The following is an 18,024-nucleotide window of genomic DNA, read 5'->3' on the forward strand; positions in this document are numbered from 1 at the left end:
GCCTTTGACCGGCAACAGTCGATCAGGACGCCGCAGCTTGCAGAGTTGAGTACTGTTGTTTACCAAATGGTTGCGCAATTGCAGCAAATGTCCGCGGCGGAACAGCTGCTGCTGACAGAACGCACCGCAAAGGCCCGCGCGACGTCGCGCCAGAGCATGATCGTATTGGGGATCGGCGGCGGCATCGTCATCGTATGGCTGTTGATAGTCGGCGGCTACGCCTTCCTGATCACGCGGCGGCTGACTGACATTGCCAAAGCACTCGCGATCAGCCAGGCGGAATTGGCGCGCGTCACCGAGCACAAACGCGTCGAGGATGAAGCCCGAGTCGGGCGCAACCGCGAGGAAGCCCGCTACCGCAGTCTGGTCGAGCGGGTGCCGGTGGGCTTGTACAGAATTTCAACCGGCGGAAACATTCTCGAGGCCAATCCGGCCATGGTCGAGATGCTGGGATTTCAGGATGCCGACAGTCTCAAACGCGCCAACATCGCGGAGCTATGGCTGGACGCCGAGGAGCGCGCCCGGCTCGAGGCTATCATCGAAGGCGAGGGAGTGGTCCAGAACTTCGAAGTGGGGATACGCCGGCGCGACGGCAGCATCATCTCGTGCGAGCAGAGTGCGCGCGCCGTTTACGATGCAGCGGGCAAAGTCGAACACTACGAGGGCGTGCTGGTGGATATCACCAGCCGCAAGCGCGCCGGGGAACAGGCCGATCGCGCGCGCGATCAAGTGCGCGACGTTGCGCTGGAAGCAGCCCGTCTGCGATCCGACTTCCTGGCCAGCATGAGCCATGAGATTCGCACGCCGCTTAGCGGAATCATCGGCACCGGAGAGCTGCTGTCGCTTTCCGATTTGACTCCCGAGCAGCGCCGCCAAACTGATATCATCCGGTCCAGCGGCGAGCTGCTGCTGACCATCGTCAACGACATACTCGACTTCTCGAAACTCGCCGCCGGCCGGGTCGTGCTCGAGAAGCTCGACTTCGACCTTGTCGAACTGACGGAAAGTCTTATCGATTCTTTTGCAGTGGCTGCTCGCGCCAAAGGAATCGAGCTTGCCCTGTATGTGGACGTAAACATGCCGAGCGGTTTGCGCGGGGATCCGAGCAGGCTGCGCCAGATTCTCAACAACCTCGTGTCCAACGCGATCAAGTTCACCCATCAAGGCGAGGTGATGGTCCGGGCAAGCAGAGTGGAAGACTCGGCCGGCGGCGTGCTGGTGCGCTTCGAGGTGATGGACACGGGAATTGGAATTCCACCCGAGACACAGGGGCGCCTGTTTCAGCCATTTGTTCAGGCGGAAGGATCGACCAGCCGGCGCTTCGGCGGCACCGGACTCGGCCTGGTCATCGCGGCCAGACTGGTCGATCAAATGGGCGGCGAGATCGGATTTGAAAGCGCGCCCGAAAAAGGATCGAACTTTCATTTCACCGCGCGACTCGAGAAGGGACTCGAGATTGTCCGTCCGTGGATGTCTGCGACCGCCGCCTCATGTTTCAACGGGATGCGCGCGCTGATCGTCAACGATAATCCAGCCAGTCGTCAAGTCATTTCCGAATACCTGTCGTCGTGGGGCATTGAGAATGTGGCGGTCGGCAGCGGGGCCGAAGCGCTGGATATCCTGGAGCAGACGCGGGCCGGCGACGAGAAGCAAATCGTTGTGCTCATCGATGAACAGATATCCGGCTTGGGCGCACTCGGCTTCGCGCGTGCGATCAAGGAGGACCCCGATATCAAACATAGCAAGGCGATCATGCTTAGCGCGGAAAGCGCTGCGTGGAATGCGACCGAAGTGGTGGATGCCTGGATTACCAAGCCGGTGCGTCCGTCGCAGTTGTTCACCTGTCTCCTCGAGCTATTTGCAAAGCCCGATGGCATCGCCACCAAGACCATTGCCGACGCGCCGCCGAGCCCGATTGGCAATCAACCGCCGCCATGGCGCAAGGCGGTACGGGTGCTGTTGGTGGACGACAATCTGGTGAATCGAACTATGGGGGCGCAGCAGCTTCACGTTCTCGGCTACACCGCGGAAATCGTCGACAGTGCGCGCCGTGGGCTGGAGGTCGTATCGAGCGGGCACCCCGATATTGTCTTGATGGACTGCGAGATGCCCGAGATGGACGGCTACGAAGCGGTCGCGGAGATTAGGCGGCGCGAAGGAACCACTCGGCACACCGTGGTAATCGCCCTTACTGCGCACGCGACCGAAGGCGATCGCGCCCGATGCCTCGACGCCGGGATGGACGATTATCTGAGCAAACCCGTAAAGCTGCAGTCGCTTGCAGCAATGCTGGACACCTGGGCACGCGGCCAGCTCGACCACATCCTCAGCGCGGCGTAGTCGATGACCGGATGAATTCGGCTGGCCGACACTCTGCTCGGTCGGGCTCGCGCGTCTCGCGTATTGGATGCTTAGTCAGGCCTGCTAGGCGATCCTGAGGCGACTAAATACCGGGAATTTCGCCACATCCGCGACGAATGCCAAGGCAACTGCCGCGGCCAGCGTGCCGACCACAAGCACGTCCGGCAAAGCCGTCATTACGATTCCGCAGACGGCCAACGTCGAAGCGATCAGGACATCCGCTACGGACGACAGAACCAGCCATCGGCTTGGCGCGGACCACAGGCGTTGGCGTGCGCGGATGGCGTAGAGCGACGCCTCATTGCCGAACACAACGGCTAGAAAGGCCATGGTTTGCAGCGCCTCGATCCCAAGCCCCAGCCGGAATTTGCCGACGGCCAATACTGCCGTGCAAAAGGCCAACTCGCAGACTCCCATAAAGACCCCAGCTACCGTCAAGCGGCCGATTCGCCAGGCATCGGGCAGCGGGGAGGGACTCACGTTGTCGGTCGTCAGCGACATGCCCAGGAAGTCGCCGGTGAGCATAATGATGACCATCAGCATGGGGGTCAGGATGGCGTGTCCAGTCATGACCAGGCCAACCGCCAGAAAGAGCACCTGCACGATCTTTTTGGTAACCGAGCTCAGCGTATAGGTCAGGATGCGCTGAAAGGTCATGCGGCCTTCCTTAAGCGAGGCCACGATGCCGCCAAGGCCGGGCTTGGTCAGCACTATACCTGCCGCCGACTTGGCGACGTCGGTGGCGGTCGATACCGCGATTCCCATCTGCGCCTGCCGCAATGCGGGCGCGTCGTTGGCGCCGTCGCCGCACATCGCAACATTGTGGCCACCCTTCTGGAAAGCCTTCACGAGTTTGTACTTGTCCTCCGGCAGGACGCCGGCAAAGACCGCGAATTGCTCAGGCGTCACAGCGTCGCCAATCGGCCCGGGCGGACAGACGGCTCCATCGAGGCCCACCGCACGAGCCACGATTGCAGCCGTCGCGGGGGCGTCGCCGGTCACCATCACGGTCCGCACGCCTAACGTGCGCATCTCCGCGACCAGCGCCGCCGAGTCAGCTCGCGGCGGATCGCTCAGCGCGATCAGTCCCGCCAGGCGCATCGCCGCGGCGGTGCCGGCCGCGACGGCGAGCAGCCTGAAGCCATCCGCCTCCAGTTCGGTAGCCGCCGCGGACAGCTCCGGCAATGGCGGCGCAAGGCCGATCACTGCGGCATAAGCTCCCTTCACGACTCGCGTGGCGCCGCCTCCGCTTGGATCCGCGGCAGTCGCCTCGGACGTCTTATTTGCGGGATCGAAGGGGATGAACTTAATCAGTTTCAGCAGCTTGGCGCCCTTGCTCGAGGCTGCGGAGCGAATCGCTGCATCGACAGGATCCTGCCCGCCTTCCGCGCTCGCTATCGCCGCGAGTCCCAGCAAGCCGGCCTCGTCGAAGCCCGGCGCGGGACGGACTGCGGTCACCGTCAATTCGTTGCGCGTCAGCGTGCCGGTCTTATCGGCGCACAAGACATCGATGGTTGCCGCTTCGTCCACGGCCGAGAGCCGCGTCGGAAGCACGCCCAGACGCGCCAGCGCGCGTGCGCCCAGAGCAGCCGCAACGGTAAACGTGGCCGGCAGCGCCACCGGGATCGATGCGAGGATCGCGGTCAGCACCAGCGGTATGATCTCGGCAAGCGGCATCGCGAGCCGGTAGGCATACGCCACCAGCATGACAATGACGACGCTATTGAACATCGCGAGATTGCGCACGACGCGAAGAACCGCCTTCTGCTCCGAACTCGTGACATGCGCCGTGCGGACCAGCTCCGCAGTGCGCCCGAACTTCGTGCGCGGTCCGGTCGCCGTGACCTCCGCAACCGCCTCACCGCGCCGCACCAGCGCGCCGGCATAGGTCTGCAAGCCCGGACCGGCTTCTATGGGTATTGATTCGCCGGTGAGCATGGACTGATCGAGCAAAACTGACCCCTCGACGATGCGCACGTCGGCAGCTACCACGGCGCCCAGAGACAGCTTCACGATATCACCCGGCACCAACGAGACTGCGGGCACAATCGTCCAAACACCGCCGCGCCGGACCGACGCGTTCAGCGCCAGCCGCGACTTCAGCGCCGCAAGAGTTGCCTGGGCGCGCGACTCCTGAAAAAACCCGAGCGCGGCGTTGAACACCAGCAGGCCCGCGATGATCGCCCCCTCGACGTACTTGCCGAGCGCCACCTCAAGCACGATCGCAGCCTCGAGCATCCATGGAACCGGCGTCCAGAATTTGCTCAACGCCGAACGCAGCGGATGCACCGCTGTGTCGGGCATCGCGTTGGAGCCGAACTTCTTAAGCCGGAGGCCGGCCTCGTCACTCGTAAGGCCGGTCGCTGAGCCATCGGTGACGTTGGAGGACTCAGCCTTGGGCGCATCTGCGGAAACTGATGCCTCTGCCTTTTGCCAGTCGCCGATCTCATTCCCCGGTCCGCCGTGGCGCGCCTGGAATATTTCGTAGGCGCGCGTGCGAATCTCGTCCGCGCTGGGCTTCGACTCATTGGGCTTGGCGACACTTGCCTTGGACGGGTTAGGCGAGGAGTCCTTTGAATCGTCTAAGGTCTTCGCATCTTCTCGTGACTTCTTCTCAGTAGCCATCCTTTAACTCCCGCCAAAATTCCTTCCATACAGCCAAGACTGACGCGACCCATTCGAGGTCTAGGTGGCGTAGCGAAGCCCGAACAAACATTTGTTACCTGTGCGGATTCGAGAGCTGGCAACACATCACTTGTGGACCGTACGCCGACTGAGTTTCCCAACACCTTGAGTTAAAAATGCTCGGTGGTGGTACAAGGAGCGGCTTCGCAACCGTATCTTAGCAGATTCGGAGCTAGGTCACCTTCCTGTTCCATAACCCTCATCATACGGCCGACGGTCTGCGATTCTCCCTTACATGATCGCTACTTCTACCCGCTTGAGTCATCGGACGATTCAGGATTCATCGGAGGGTTTGACGGCGCGGAACTGAATCAGCAGTGCGATGTCGTAAATTGTTTTGAGCGCGCCCGCGCAAATCAGCGGCCATCCAAACGACGAATGAGTCAGCATCGCGCCCGCCGGCAACGGCGCCATCGCCGCTGCCAGGCTGCGCGGCACATTGGTCACTGTCGCCGCGGCCGCGCGCTCTTCGGGCGGCACCACCGCCATCACATACGACTGGCGCGCGGGAACGTCCATCTGCGAGGTCGAAAAGCGCAGCAGCAGAAATGCCATCGCCAGCCCCGGGGTCGGCATCAACGCCGCGACGATCAGCATGGCGTTCGACGGCAGATGGCTGAATACCATCGTGTTGATCCGGCCGAACCGCGCCGCCAGCGCCGACGAAATGAACTGTGAAAACGAGCCAAGCAGTCCGGCCGCAAAGAAAAACGTGCCCGCCGCTTGAACCGAGAGGTTGAAGCGGCGAAACAGCCACAGCGCCAGCAGTGACTGAATTACGAATCCGCCGCCGAGCGAGTCGAGACTGAACAGCGCCGAAAGCCGGAGCACGATTGCCCGCGATTTCGCCAGCGGCGCGGACTTGGCGGGCTGGCGCTCGACTTCGACAGCCGGGGAGAGACGCCGATAAACCGCGAACGCAATCGCCGCGATGATCGCGTATGCGACAAAACCCGACCGCAGCGCCGGCGCGAGCGCCCATCCATGCCGCGCCGCGAGTATCGCCGGCACGCCACTGGCGAGCGCGCCGAACGCACCGGCCGTCGCGCCCGCAACGTTGTACAGCGCGAACATCGCGGTCAGATCGCGCGGCTGTGCGGCTTCGGCCAGCGCCGCCTGTTCGACGGGTAGAAACAGGCTGACGTCGCCCGCCGACGGATTCAGCGTGCCGACGACCGCGACTACGAACAGCACCCAGAAGCTCGCCGTGGCGGCAAATCCAATTCCCGTCGCCAGCATCAGCGCGCAAGCCGCAAGCAGGACTCGACGCCGGCCCAGCCGATCGGTGGCCAGCCCCACCCATAGCGTCAGCGCCGCCGAGCCCAGCAGCGTGCCAAACACGATTGCGCCGACGCGCATCGGATTGAATCCGATCGCGGTCAGGTAGCTCGGCAGCAATATGCTGACTGTCCCGTCGGCAAGGCCCCGGAGCGCGCGTGTCGCCAGCAGCAGCTTGGCGTCGGTTGTAGCGCTGCGCGGAAACCATCGATTGATCGGGCTCAGCATGATGTCGCAATGCGCACGTCTATAAGGCTCGCGCCGCCGAGGAAAGCCAATACCAGAACCCTGTTTCTCGCGATGGCGCCGCGAGCCCGAGCCGCGTACCAGCAATTCGTCTTAAGATAGCTGCGAATCTTAGCTCCGCAATGCCCCAGCGTCTCTACGTTTGCGAAACAGCAGGTCGCGACGCTTGAACGCAACCAAAAATAGGCGGGCCGGATAATACAGCGGGTAAAGCGCGCGCGGCAACGGCATCAGCATGCGGTCGCTCATCTTGGGAGCGAATACGCGCTCGACGATGTATCTGACGCGGTCGCGCGCCGACTCGATCGTTCCCAGCGCGATCAACCATTCGTCGAGCTCAACTGCACGCCTTAAATTGAAAATACCCCGCGTTACCCGGCGGCTGAGCGACGCGACGTGCGAATCGCGACGGGCAGCGTCGAGCAATTCTGCCGGTACCTCGCAGAGCGAAAGCGAATGCGCCAGGTCCACGCCGAGCAGGAGCATCCTCAGGCTTCGCGTCCGCCGCGCGTCGTCGAGCACGCTTGACCAGCTGCTGGGCTTGGCGATCGCGAGAACGCGTGCGAAGTCGGATACTTGGGCAAGCGTCATCCAGCCGTCCTTGGAGCCGTGGCAGGCCTGAAACAGAATCGTGTCGGCGGGGCCGAGCATGCGGACGCGCCTGCCGAGTAACTCGATCTCGACGGTTCGATTCCAGACTTGCTCGCCTTCGGGAGCAAACGGGAAATGGCCGGGCGACAACCGCCAATGGAGGTCCACGACACTGTCTTCGCGTGAGAAGTCCAGCGTCACGTCGGGAAAGAATCCGCTCTCGACCACACCGGCTCGGTACGCTGCCGATGAGTAGCCGACTCGCTCCAGCGCCTCGGCCGCACGCGGCAGATCCGAAAGCCGCACCATGAAATCCAGGTCTCCGAACACCCGCATCGCGACGTCACCGTACGCGGCAATCGCGAGAGCCGGACCCTTGATCGCAATCGCCGGCACGCCGCCGGCCGCAAAGGAATCGACGATTTCTGCGGCGCAGCCTGCCCGATGGTTACATCGCAGCGCGTTGACCTGGTAGCTCAGCCTAAGCGCCCGGGCGACGTGTGGAGGCAGATTGGCAACGCCTTCGGCGCCGAGACGCGCACCGACCATCGGCGCCACGCTGTTGCGATTGGCGAGCGCGAGAAATCGATTCCAATCGACGCCGCACCCGGCCAATGCAACCATCGCGGCTCTATCCGCGAACGGGCCGGATGCCGCGCAGCATCGGATTAATAACTCGCTCTCGGTGTCAAGCGTCCGTAGCGTCGGATGATTCATTCAGATTGCGGAGCGCCGCCGGCGGCGCAAACCGCCTCGCGCGACTATACTACGAGCAAGATGCCGGCATCGAGCATCAGCGCCGGCCGCCGCGCGCGTGATGAACCAAAGGGCACTGCTTCAGTCTGGATTAAGGGAATGACCTGTTCAGCCTGCCCACGGCGCATGTGACGTGCTATGCCTACGGTATGGATAGCCGTCAGCATGCCACATACTCGCCGTACTCGCCCGAAATCGGGCGGCGCCAGCTTCGCGCAGAAATAATTTTTGACGGAACGAAACTATCCATAGAGCCCAGCCGTCCTAAAACCACTACGGGTGGTATAAATTCCTGTTTCAGGCCCTGTTCCATTAATCACAATCGCGCCAGTCATAGTCTGATCTTCACGGCGCTAGCGCATTCTATCGACTGTTGCCGATCGCATCAGCGAGCGGCGCCGATCGCGCGATGTCGGGCACTGGTCAGGCCGGCAAACTGAGCCGGTGTCGGCCAAAGCAACCGGTTGCCACACGGCACACGGTACGCTATTGTTTGATGACTCTAAATTAGTAGTGGTGAGTAAAATGCTGAAATTTCAGTCGAGGCCCTGGATCATCGGTTTACTCATTTGTGGCTTCGCGATGCCGGTCTGGGCCCAGGGCAATGAGATGAGTCTCGATGACGCGGTTCATGGCTACGAGGCCACCACGCATCAGACCTTCCAGGGCGTGGTCGACGACTGGAGCACCCATCACGTTGTTTTCTCGCGGCCCGAGCCCGGCTCGGAGACCGAATATCGAGTTCAGCGGGACGGGCGCTACTGGCTCCAGCAGATTAAGGAAAAGATGCCCGCGGCTGCGGCCACCTACGACCTTGGCTTGCAGTCTGATTTCGGGCCTCCTCCAAAAAAGAAGAAAAAAAAGCCCGTGAAACCCAAGGGCAAACTGAAGAACGACTGGAGCGTGAACATGGGCTCCGGCGCGAAGGTGGGCGCAGGCCAGTATCCCGCGAAGTTCCAGCTCCGTACGGGTACTGCGCCACTTTGCACGGACTATGTGGTGTTCAACACCGGCCTGGCCGGTTCAGCTACGCAAGCGAGCATCCTCGCCTTCGACAACCTGTATGCAACGACGTGCACCGGCACCGTCCCCACGGTCTATTGGGCATTCAACACCGGCGGGACGGTAGTGACCGCGCCAGCGCTTTCCCCCGACGGCACGCAGGTCGCTTTCGTCCAGTCATCCTCGGCAGGTGTCGCAAGCCTGGTCCTGCTTAAGTGGAAGGCAGCTAGCGGCACCCTCGCCGCACCTGACACTCTTACCGCTGTCGCGACCACCGCTTATCGCGCTTGCACCGCGCCATGCATGACCACAATCGCGTTCCATGCTACTGCTACTACTGATCCTACGCCCAACGACACCAACTCGTTTCCGTTCTACGATTACAGCGGCAGCGACCAACTCTTCGCCGGGGACAACAGCGGCTACCTCCACAAGTTCACGGGTGTATTCAATGGGACCCCGGCAGAAGTAGTGACCGCTACCGAATGGCCTGCGGCTGTGAGCACACCCACAGGCGAAGCCGGTCAAGCCTTGTCTACCCCGGTTTATGATCCCAATAGCCAGCTGGCCTTCGTGGGCGACGGGCATGAGGCCGGCAACACCACCGACGGGCACGTTCACTCAGTGTCTTCCACCGGTACTGTAACTACCTCGGGGCCTGCCGGTGACGCGCTATGCCATGGCATCGGTTTCGCGGAGGGTCCCTTGCTCGACCCGACCGCCGGCGCCAGCGGCACGCTCTATATCGGTTGCGACCATGACGCGGGCGGTGGTAACTGCCCCACCTCCGGAGATTACGCGTGTGTCCGCCAGTTTGCGGAAACCGGATTAACCGGAAATGGCATCGGGATAGGTGAGGAGTTGGGAACCCAGGCGGACGCTGAAATGTACGCCGGTGCGTTCGATTACAAGTACCTGACTTCGACCGGCGGCACGCCCGCCGGCTCGGCTCCCACGGGCCACCTCTACTTTTGCGGCAACCCGGGCGGCACGGTCTCTCTGTACGAAATACCGATTACTTCCAATGTGATGGGAACGCCGGTCCTCGTTCACGCGTTGTCCAGCTCCTCCGCCACCGCTGGAACGGAAGGCTCTCCGATTACAGAGTTCTACAACAGGGGAACGAGCACCGACTGGTTGTTCATGAGCGAGCCGAACACCGCTGATATGGCTGTTGGAACTTGCACCACCACCAGCACCGGGTGCGTTTACTCGTACAACGTCACTACTGCGCCGGTTGCCGGCGCAACCGCGACCGCCGGGCTGGCCTCCACAGACGGCTCGAGCGGAATTATAGTTGACAACTCGTCGACTGCAACAGGGGCATCCCAGGTTTACTTCTCGACGCTGGGTAACGGGTCGTGCGGCGGCGGATGCGCCATACAGGCGGCACAAAGCACCTTATGAGCGATTAAAGATATGAACAAACAAGATCATACCGGAAAGAAGCCGCGCGAAGCTCAGGTCCGCAAGCATTACACGAAGCCTGCCTTCCGCTGCGAGCGGGTGTTCGAGACCATGGCTCTCACCTGCGGGAAGACTGCCACTCAGGGGATTTGCACACGGCTGGTGAAGTTTTCCTGACCGGTGACCAGGCCGCCGGATCCCGGCAACCGCAACTCGATCGGATCGGCTGCGAGATAGTCGCGGATTGTCTGCGCGCAGGGCGCGAGGTTCGGCTGCGGGTCGCGGGAAGCAGCATGCTACCTGCGATTTGGCCCAAGGATGTGCTGCTGGTCCGCCCAAAGGCCGACTCGCAACTATTCGAGGGAGAGGTCGTGGTTTTCGCCAGAGACGGACGCCTGATTACGCATCGGGTGGCACGGCGCCTCGACGCAGAGGGCCATCGACTCCTGACGCGCGGCGACAGTTCGCGCGCCTTCGATCTTCCCGTTGAGGCGCATGACGTCCTGGGAACGGTGTCGGCTATCTACCGAAGTGGACGCGAAATGCAGGTTCACAGGGCCGGCCCGTCGGGCGCCGGCGGCCTGCTCGCGTTCGCGCTGCGTCATACTCCAGATCGCATTCGAGAACTACTTTTGAGGTTCCATGCGCTGCGCCGCCGGCTTGCCACCTGGACGCCGTGGGGGACTGATGCTGTCGCCAGCGGCGAATGAAACCCTCGAAATCGGAATCGATATAGGGCGACTGCCGATTGCGATTCAGACCGACGATCCCGAATACATCCGGACTCTTGAACATCGCTTTGCGCGCTTCCAATGCAATCCCGCCGGCGCGATCGCGCGTCTCCAGGTGACCGTGACAGAACCGCCAGTCTCGAAGGGCGGTGACGATGAGCTCAAGGTGGAACGAGCCGGGACGCAATGGACGATGCGGCGCGGTGATTTCGCTGCGCAATGGAATCCAACCGAGCGCCGGGGCCAGCTACGTTCGCTGCCATTTCACTACGCTCTCGATTCCGTATTGAGAATCGTGCACAGCCTGGAGCTGGCCGAAAGCGGTGAGGGATTCCTGTTGCATTCCGCGAGCGTGATACGCAACGGCCGCGCGTTCCTGTTCTCTGGCGTATCGGGCGCCGGCAAGACCACGATCTCCCGGCTCGCGCCCGCCGATGTAACCCTGCTGAGCGACGAGATCTCCTATGTGCGGATGCTTGGCGAGCGTTACTACGCGTTCGGCACGCCGTTCGCCGGCGATCTGGGAATATCCGGTGAGAACGTAATGGCGCCGCTCCACACGGTCTATTTCCTGAACAAGGGAGATCGGAACCGGATCAGCCCCGTTTCGCCGGCCGCAGCGGTTAGCTCCCTGTTGCGAAATGTGCTTTTCTTTGCGGACGACGAAAGACTGGTCGGAAGGGTTTTCCAGACCGCCTGCGAGTTTGTCTCCCGGGTCCCGGTCTTCGAGTTGACTTTCCGGCCGGATGAGGAGGTCTGGAACCTCATCAGATGAGCGAGAAGTACATCAAGCCAAGCCGCAATATTGCCGCCCGGATGCTGGACGATGAGATGATCGTGATGTCGGTGCGCGATTCGGCGGTCTACAGCCTGAACGCGACCGCGAGTGTGATCTGGAGCGCGGCGGACGGTTCCACGCCGCTTCGCGAAATCGTCGCGAGCAAGGTCGTCCCGCAGTTCGAGGTCGAGCCGGAGGTCGCGTACCAGGATGCCTTGGAGCTGGTCGAAGAACTGGCCAGGGAAGGAATCCTGGTTGTCGCAGACCATCCGATCCCAGGCGAAAGCGCATGAGTACGCTGGCGCAATCGATCAACGAGAAGGCGGTCCGGCTGGGCATCCCGCTAAGCGTGCATCTCGACGTCACCTATCGATGCAACGAGCGCTGCGTGCATTGCTACCTCGATCACGACGACAATGGCGAGCTGACCTTTGACGAAATTCACGACCTGCTGCAGCAGATGGCCGATGCCGGAGTTTTCTACCTGACGCTGAGCGGCGGCGAGCCGCTCCTGCGCAATGATTTGTTCGCGATCATCCGGCGCGCGCGCGAGCTGACCTTCAGCGTGAAACTCAAGACCAATGCGATCCTGATCAAGGAAAAGGAAGCGGCGCTGATCCGCGATCTCGGAGTGGAAAGGGTCCAGATCAGCATCTATTCGCATCGGCCCGAGGTTCACGACGCGATCACCAAGGTGCAGGGCTCGCTCGACCGTTCGCTTGCCGCGATCCGGTTCCTTGAGTCACAAGGCCTCAAGGTCACCATGGCGCATGTGATAATGTCGCAAAATCGATTCGACTATTCCGGCGTGCAGGCGCTCGCCGCCGAGCTTGGCGCCGAGTGCACCATCGACCCCACCATCACGCCGCACATCAACGGCGACCGTGGATTGCTGAAACTCAACATGTCGCGCGAGAACCTGCGCGACGTGATGCATGATCCGACGGTACTGGGCGGCGATCCGGCGAAATTTTGCGCACCGCCTCTACCCGCCACTGATGACGACCTCGACGCGCTGCCATGCAGCGCGGGCAATAGCGCCTGCTACATATCGCCATACGGCGACGTATTCCCGTGCGTGCAATTCCCGCTGCCGAGCGGCAATATCCGCGAGCAGAAGTTCATCGACGTCTGGAAGGATTCGCCGCAACTCAAGGAAGTGCGCTCGATTCGAATGCGCGACCTGCCGGTGTGCTCCGGATGCGCGCACGTCGCGGGGTGCAGCCGCTGCCCCGGGCTGGCGTACATGGAAGGCAGTATGCGCGGACCGTCGACGGCCGACTGCGAGAAGTCTTACGCCAAGACCGGAATTCCCAGCCCGAACATGATACGGCTCGGGCTCGCGGGTGGATCCGGCCGCTAGCGCCGGCGGCGCTCTTCCCGCCCTACTTGCCGATTCGGCCGTTTCTCATGACAGTGCAATACGGGTCGCGGCTGGTCCGCGCTCTTCGAACAGCTAGAACGCCTGAGCGTCCTCGCCAAAAAGCGGGATGGTGCCCTTCTCGACTAGAGTTGGGTGTCCACGCTGGTCAGCACGCTGGTGACGGTCGTCCCCATGAGTTGGTAGCCGGCGAACACCACAACCGCGACTGCGGCGAGGATCAACGCGTATTCCGTCATCGTCTGACCGCGCTGGCGCTGATACTCGCGCACCTTGACAAACATCCTCGTGGTCATATTTATTTTCCCGTGTCCTCTTTGCTCTCGGCACTGAATTTCAAACAATTTCTCGCAGCTTTCTCATATATCCCCATGACGCATATGCGTCAACGCCGAAAATTCAAGGTTTTTCTGGGTTATTTCAAAAAATTCAATTGAAATTTTTCGCGGCCCTGTCTCGGAAAAGATCTCGTAATCCGCCCTGCGTTGCGGGTCAAAATGTCTATGTCGCGTCTAACTTGATTCTACCCTGGCGCCGGCCCGATCGCGCGCTGAGCGGTGAAATCGCTGGGAGAGAAGGGAATTTGAGTGAGCCGGCCGGGACTTGAACCCGGGACCCTGTGATTAAAAGTCACATGCTCTACCACCTGAGCTACCGGCTCACCGAGAGATTTCAATGCTTACAGGTAATTCAAAGCATTGGAAACAGTCGCGACTTCAGAAGCCGGTTCCGCAATCGTGCGCCTCCGCGACGGATTAGAGGGCGAGGCGCAGGCAGAAGGGGGATTATGTCATTCGCGACGTTGTCCCCCGTCATGATTGCACCGCGCTTGCCATGAGGAAAATCGCGACGGCGAAACATAAATGGACTCGCCTTTGCCCAAAGACGGTGAAATCAGCATTCAGCAGCTTGACATGCTACCCACTACTCGAATATACCCAAATCCTACAAAGAAGTAGAGCAGGTTTTGTAAATAAGTGTAAGTTGGCGGAATCAGGGTTGATTTGAGGGGAACCAAAGATGCGCCTACAAGAGTACTCGGCGAACAGACCGTCGGTCGCGGCTGCGAGCGAGAATTTTGGCGCTGCGCCGGCGGACGCGACGCGCGAGTGGTTGAGCCTGGCGGATCTTGCGCATGGGTCGGAACGGGTTGCCGGGGCGGTGGTGCGGTCCGCGCAAGCGCGCAAGATACTCAAAACCATTTTGCGCTTGAGTCCGTACAAGTCAACCATCCTGATTCAGGGCGAATCCGGGACCGGCAAGGAGCTGGTCGCGCGAGCGTTGCATACGCACGGCCCGGCGCCGGGCGGCCCGTTCGTGACCTTCAATTGCTCCAACCTGGTCGAGTCGCTGGCAGAGTCGCAGCTTTTCGGCCATGTGCGCGGCGCTTTCACCGATGCCCGCGAGGATTCGCTCGGTTATTTCCGCTCCGCCAACGGCGGAACTCTATTTCTGGACGAAGTCGGCGAGCTCCCGCTGCGCCTGCAGCCCAAGCTGCTGCGCGTGCTCGATACCCACGAGATTCAGCCGGTCGGTTCGGCGCGCTCCTACGCGGTTGATATTAGGCTGGTCGCGGCGAGCAATCGCAATCTGCGCGCGATGGTGAAGGCGGGGGAATTCCGCGACGATCTCTACTACCGCCTTAACGCGGCGGCAATCCTGGTTCCGCCGCTTCGCGAACGACGCGAGGCAATCCCGGCCTTCGTCGCCCATTTTATCGAGCACTTCAACCGCCTGTTCGGCAAGGACATAAAGCTGGTTTCGCGTAGCGCCTTGGACGCGCTGTGCGCCAACCAGTGGCCCGGCAACGTCCGCGAGCTCGGCCATGCAATCGAAAGCGCGGTTCTGATGACCGAATGCGATCGTATTGATCTCGACGACCTGCCTTTCCCCCACGACGATGCGAATCTGGAAGCGCTGAGCGAGCCGGCCGAGACGCTGCCGCAAGACGGCGGGCCCAATCTCGAGGGTGGGCCCAATGGCGCCACGATTGACTGCCCGAACGCGTCGTCGAGGCGATGCTTCCAAATGGCGGGCTGGCCCTACTCGCTCGACGGTGTAATCCGCGAGGCCTCGAAGATCGCGCTGATTCGCGCATTGCAGGCGACCGAGGGCAATTGCCATCGCGCGGCCGAGCTGCTGGGCGTATCGCGCTACACGGTTTACCGGATGCTGAACCGGTTTGGCCTGGGCGAAGGCCGTACCTACAAGACGCTGCGCAAGTCGACCGCCCGCCGCGCGTCATAAATACCGTCCGACGGGGCCCCCCCGGTTTGCGCTGGCGACCAGTCGCCGGCCGCAGGAGCGGCTATTAGCTTAGGCGGATCAGCCAAAGAAAAAAGACGACGGGATTTCTCGAGAGATGGACAGTACGCGATCGATCCTGTACACGTGACTCGGTTGCAGGATGTCAGGGTCCTGGAGCCGTGAACGGGAAGTGAACTGACAGGCTCTGTGAGTTGCTGAACACGGTGCGCCCGCGAACGGCGCGGTAAAAGGAAAGGCGCGCATGCCCGTCGAAACATCGCGCGACGAATTCCCCGAAGAAGACCTTCCTCCGCCTACCGGCACGATCTTCATATTAGGAATGTACATGCTGGTGCTCGCCGTGGGTTGGGCCGTGATGTTCTGGATGCTGGTGGACAGGTAGATGGAACGGTACGAGAAGGCCTTCCTTTCGGCATGCGCCGCGGTGCTGGTGATTTTCCTGTGCGCGCTTGGCTACAGTAGCGTCGCGATGAACGTCCATCTGCCTTCGCATAGCGGGATGATCTATTGCAACGCCGGCCAGAAGCTTCGCAAGGTACTGCTCAAAACGCCGCCGTTCGATCACACAGGAGTGAAGGAAATCGCGCCGGGGAAATACCAGGCGGTGGTGATCGCCAAGACCTGGGCCTTTACTCCCAATGAGATCGACCTTCCGGTCGGCGCCGAGGTGAAATTCATCGCAACCTCGGCTGACGTAACCCACGGATTTTTCATCGTCGGCACGCGAGTCAACATGATGCTCCTCCCCGGCCAGATTTCTGAATTGGACTATCGCTTTACCAAACCCGGCGAATACTTGATGATTTGCCACGAATATTGTGGCGAGCTGCATCACACGATGGCCGGAAAGGTGGTGGTCAAATGAGTACGGCTGTCGTCTCGGAGCCATCCGGCTTCGCCCTGCCGCAGGGCCAGTTGAACGTTATCCGATGGAACATTTATTTCGGATTCGCGGTGCTCGCGATTGGCGTCATCATGGGACTGGGCCAGGCGCTCAATTATGCGCAAGTGGACATCATCCGGCACTATCCGGTAGTGAAATCATACTACCAGGGACTGACGATTCATGGCGTGTTCAACGCGCTGGTGCTCACGACAGCGTTCGCGAACGGCTTTATCGCGCTGACCACCGCGCGAGGGTTCGGGCGCAAGCTCAATGATGCGCTCCTTCAGGCGGCGCTCTGGACGCTTCTTATCGGCTCGCTGCTGGCGGCGTATGCGATGTTCGCCGACAAGGCCTCGGTTCTGTACACCTTCTATCCTCCCCTGGAAGCCCACTGGACGTTCTACCTGGGCCTCGCGTTGGTGGTGGTGAGCACGTGGTTCATCTCGGCGGCTCAGCTGGTGGCGCTGCGCGGATGGCGCAGGGATCATCCGGGCGAGCGAGTTCCGCTGCTCGCCTTTATGTCGATCGCGACCTACGTGATGTGGGATATCGCATCGGTCGGCCTGGCCGTAGAGGTCGTGGTGTTCCTGCTGCCATGGTCGCTGGGTTTGCTTCCGGGCGTCGATCCGATGCTTGATCGCACGCTGTTCTGGTTCACCGGGCATCCGATCGTGTACTTCTGGCTGCTGCCGATCTACGTTTCATGGTACGGACTGATTCCCAAACAGGCCGGCGGCGTGCTGTTCAGCGACACCCTGACGCGGGTGGCCTTCATACTTTTTATCCTGCTGATCCCGGTCGGCTTTCATCATCAGTTCGTTGACCCGGGAATATCGCAGGGACTGAAGTTCACTGTCGCGGCGATGACCTTCGCGATTTTCTTCCCCAGCCTGATGACCGCGTTCTCGGTGATGTATGCGCTCGAGATCGGGGGACGCCGCCGTGGCGGGAAGGGGTTGATCGGATGGTTCTTCAGGATTCCATGGAGCGATCCCTCGGTGGCGGCGCAGGTGCTGGCGATGATCGCATTCCTGCTCGGCGGCATCTCCGGCCTGATGAACGGGAGCTACACCATGAATATGGAGATTCATAACACCGCGTTTGTGTCGGGCCATTTTCATCTCATGATCGGCTGCGGGGTGGCCCTCTCCTACATGGGAATCGCCTACTGGCTGATACCGTATCTCGAGCGGCGCGAGCTATGGTCATCTCGCCTCGCATTGTTCCAGGCGTTTCTATATTTCGTCGGAGTGATGATTTTCTCGCACGGCCTGATGGCCGGAGGCATAGCGGGAATGCCGCGGCGCACCGACATGCTCCAAGCCAGCTACGACCTGCCGGCGTGGAAGATTCCGGAAATCATGACGGGCGTGGGCGGCTCGCTGATGTTCGTAAGTGCGATGCTGTTCTTCTTCATCGTGGTGATGACGATAGTTGCCGGCAAAAAGACCTCGCAGCGCGACCTCCCGTTCACCGCGACGGTCCAGGCACCGCCCACCATCGGATGGCAGCCGCGGCTTGATCGGCTTAACTACTGGGTCCTGGCTTCGGTCGTCCTCGTAATAGCGGTCTATGGCCCCGTCATCCTCGGACACTTCCCGCTCCGCCTCACCACCGCGGGCCTCCTCTATCCTTAGACGCCTGAGCCGGTCGC

15 protein-coding genes and 1 tRNA gene are annotated in these 18,024 nt (G+C 61.3%); 11 read left to right on the top strand and 5 right to left on the bottom strand.

Annotated features, from left to right (window positions below):
* The first annotated feature begins 66 nt into the window (after window positions 1-66).
* Window positions 67-2,340 (top strand): response regulator, encoded by a 2,274-nt coding sequence (locus ABR989_RS00380; protein ID WP_428125004.1) that lies wholly within the window; start codon window positions 67-69, stop codon window positions 2,338-2,340.
* 84 nt (window positions 2,341-2,424) lie between these two features.
* On the opposite strand, the gene ABR989_RS00385 is transcribed toward ABR989_RS00380, so the two are convergent.
* The 3 genes from ABR989_RS00385 to ABR989_RS00395 form a co-directional block, all read right to left on the bottom strand.
* Window positions 2,425-4,986, bottom strand: coding sequence for an HAD-IC family P-type ATPase (locus ABR989_RS00385; RefSeq protein ID WP_428125005.1), 2,562 nt, complete (start codon window positions 4,984-4,986; stop codon window positions 2,425-2,427).
* Window positions 4,987-5,319: 333 nt separating this feature from the next.
* Window positions 5,320-6,552, bottom strand: a complete 1,233-nt coding sequence (locus ABR989_RS00390) for an MFS transporter (RefSeq protein ID WP_428125007.1) — start codon at window positions 6,550-6,552, stop codon at window positions 5,320-5,322.
* A gap of 129 nt (window positions 6,553-6,681) precedes the next feature.
* Entirely contained in the window at window positions 6,682-7,785 is a 1,104-nt protein-coding gene (locus ABR989_RS00395) for a nucleotidyltransferase domain-containing protein (RefSeq protein WP_428125008.1), read from the bottom strand.
* 714 nt (window positions 7,786-8,499) lie between these two features.
* Here ABR989_RS00395 and ABR989_RS00400 point away from each other — a divergent pair.
* Genes ABR989_RS00400 through ABR989_RS00425 form a run of 6 tightly spaced genes read left to right on the top strand, consistent with a single transcriptional unit; the run spans window position 8,500 to window position 13,198 of the window.
* A complete protein-coding gene (locus tag ABR989_RS00400; RefSeq protein ID WP_428125009.1) occupies window positions 8,500-10,326 on the top strand; it encodes a hypothetical protein in 1,827 nt (608 codons plus the stop codon).
* 12 nt (window positions 10,327-10,338) lie between these two features.
* The gene (locus tag ABR989_RS00405) at window positions 10,339-10,503 is read left to right on the top strand and encodes a hypothetical protein (protein ID WP_428125289.1); all 165 of its coding nucleotides are present in this window, start codon (window positions 10,339-10,341) and stop codon (window positions 10,501-10,503) included.
* On the top strand, window positions 10,476-11,036 hold the full coding sequence (locus ABR989_RS00410; RefSeq protein WP_428125010.1) for a S24/S26 family peptidase: 561 nt from the start codon (window positions 10,476-10,478) through the stop codon (window positions 11,034-11,036). Before ABR989_RS00405 ends, ABR989_RS00410 begins: the two co-directional genes overlap by 28 nt.
* The gene (locus ABR989_RS00415; protein WP_428125011.1) at window positions 11,014-11,832 is read left to right on the top strand and encodes a hypothetical protein; all 819 of its coding nucleotides are present in this window, start codon (window positions 11,014-11,016) and stop codon (window positions 11,830-11,832) included. Before ABR989_RS00410 ends, ABR989_RS00415 begins: the two co-directional genes overlap by 23 nt.
* A complete protein-coding gene (locus ABR989_RS00420; RefSeq protein ID WP_428125012.1) occupies window positions 11,829-12,128 on the top strand; it encodes a PqqD family protein in 300 nt (99 codons plus the stop codon). Before ABR989_RS00415 ends, ABR989_RS00420 begins: the two co-directional genes overlap by 4 nt.
* Window positions 12,125-13,198: a radical SAM protein gene (locus ABR989_RS00425; protein WP_428125013.1), complete on the top strand. Its 1,074-nt coding sequence runs from the start codon at window positions 12,125-12,127 to the stop codon at window positions 13,196-13,198. The genes ABR989_RS00420 and ABR989_RS00425 overlap by 4 nt, the downstream gene beginning before the upstream one ends.
* Window positions 13,199-13,341: 143 nt before the next feature.
* On the opposite strand, the gene ABR989_RS00430 is transcribed toward ABR989_RS00425, so the two are convergent.
* Together ABR989_RS00430 and ABR989_RS00435 are read right to left on the bottom strand one after the other, a co-directional pair.
* A complete protein-coding gene (locus ABR989_RS00430; RefSeq protein ID WP_428125014.1) occupies window positions 13,342-13,512 on the bottom strand; it encodes a Flp family type IVb pilin in 171 nt (56 codons plus the stop codon).
* Between the two features lie 292 nt (window positions 13,513-13,804).
* A tRNA-Lys gene (locus ABR989_RS00435) sits at window positions 13,805-13,877 on the bottom strand.
* 359 nt (window positions 13,878-14,236) lie between these two features.
* Between ABR989_RS00435 and ABR989_RS00440 the strand changes: the two genes are divergently transcribed.
* The 4 genes from ABR989_RS00440 to ABR989_RS00455 all read left to right on the top strand — a co-directional run bounded on the left by ABR989_RS00440 (window position 14,237) and on the right by ABR989_RS00455 (window position 18,007).
* Window positions 14,237-15,463, top strand: coding sequence for a sigma-54 interaction domain-containing protein (locus ABR989_RS00440; RefSeq protein WP_428125015.1), 1,227 nt, complete (start codon window positions 14,237-14,239; stop codon window positions 15,461-15,463).
* Between the two features lie 262 nt (window positions 15,464-15,725).
* Window positions 15,726-15,866, top strand: a complete 141-nt coding sequence (locus tag ABR989_RS00445) for a hypothetical protein (RefSeq protein WP_428125016.1) — start codon at window positions 15,726-15,728, stop codon at window positions 15,864-15,866.
* On the top strand, window positions 15,867-16,349 hold the full coding sequence (locus ABR989_RS00450; RefSeq protein ID WP_428125017.1) for a cytochrome c oxidase subunit II: 483 nt from the start codon (window positions 15,867-15,869) through the stop codon (window positions 16,347-16,349).
* Entirely contained in the window at window positions 16,346-18,007 is a 1,662-nt protein-coding gene (locus tag ABR989_RS00455) for a cbb3-type cytochrome c oxidase subunit I (RefSeq protein WP_428125018.1), read from the top strand. Before ABR989_RS00450 ends, ABR989_RS00455 begins: the two co-directional genes overlap by 4 nt.
* The last annotated feature ends 17 nt before the right edge of the window (window positions 18,008-18,024 follow it).

It is taken from the genome of Binatus soli (SeqCode), from assembly GCF_050015535.1.
GTDB classification, from domain to species: domain Bacteria; phylum Desulfobacterota; class Binatia; order Binatales; family Binataceae; genus Binatus; species Binatus soli.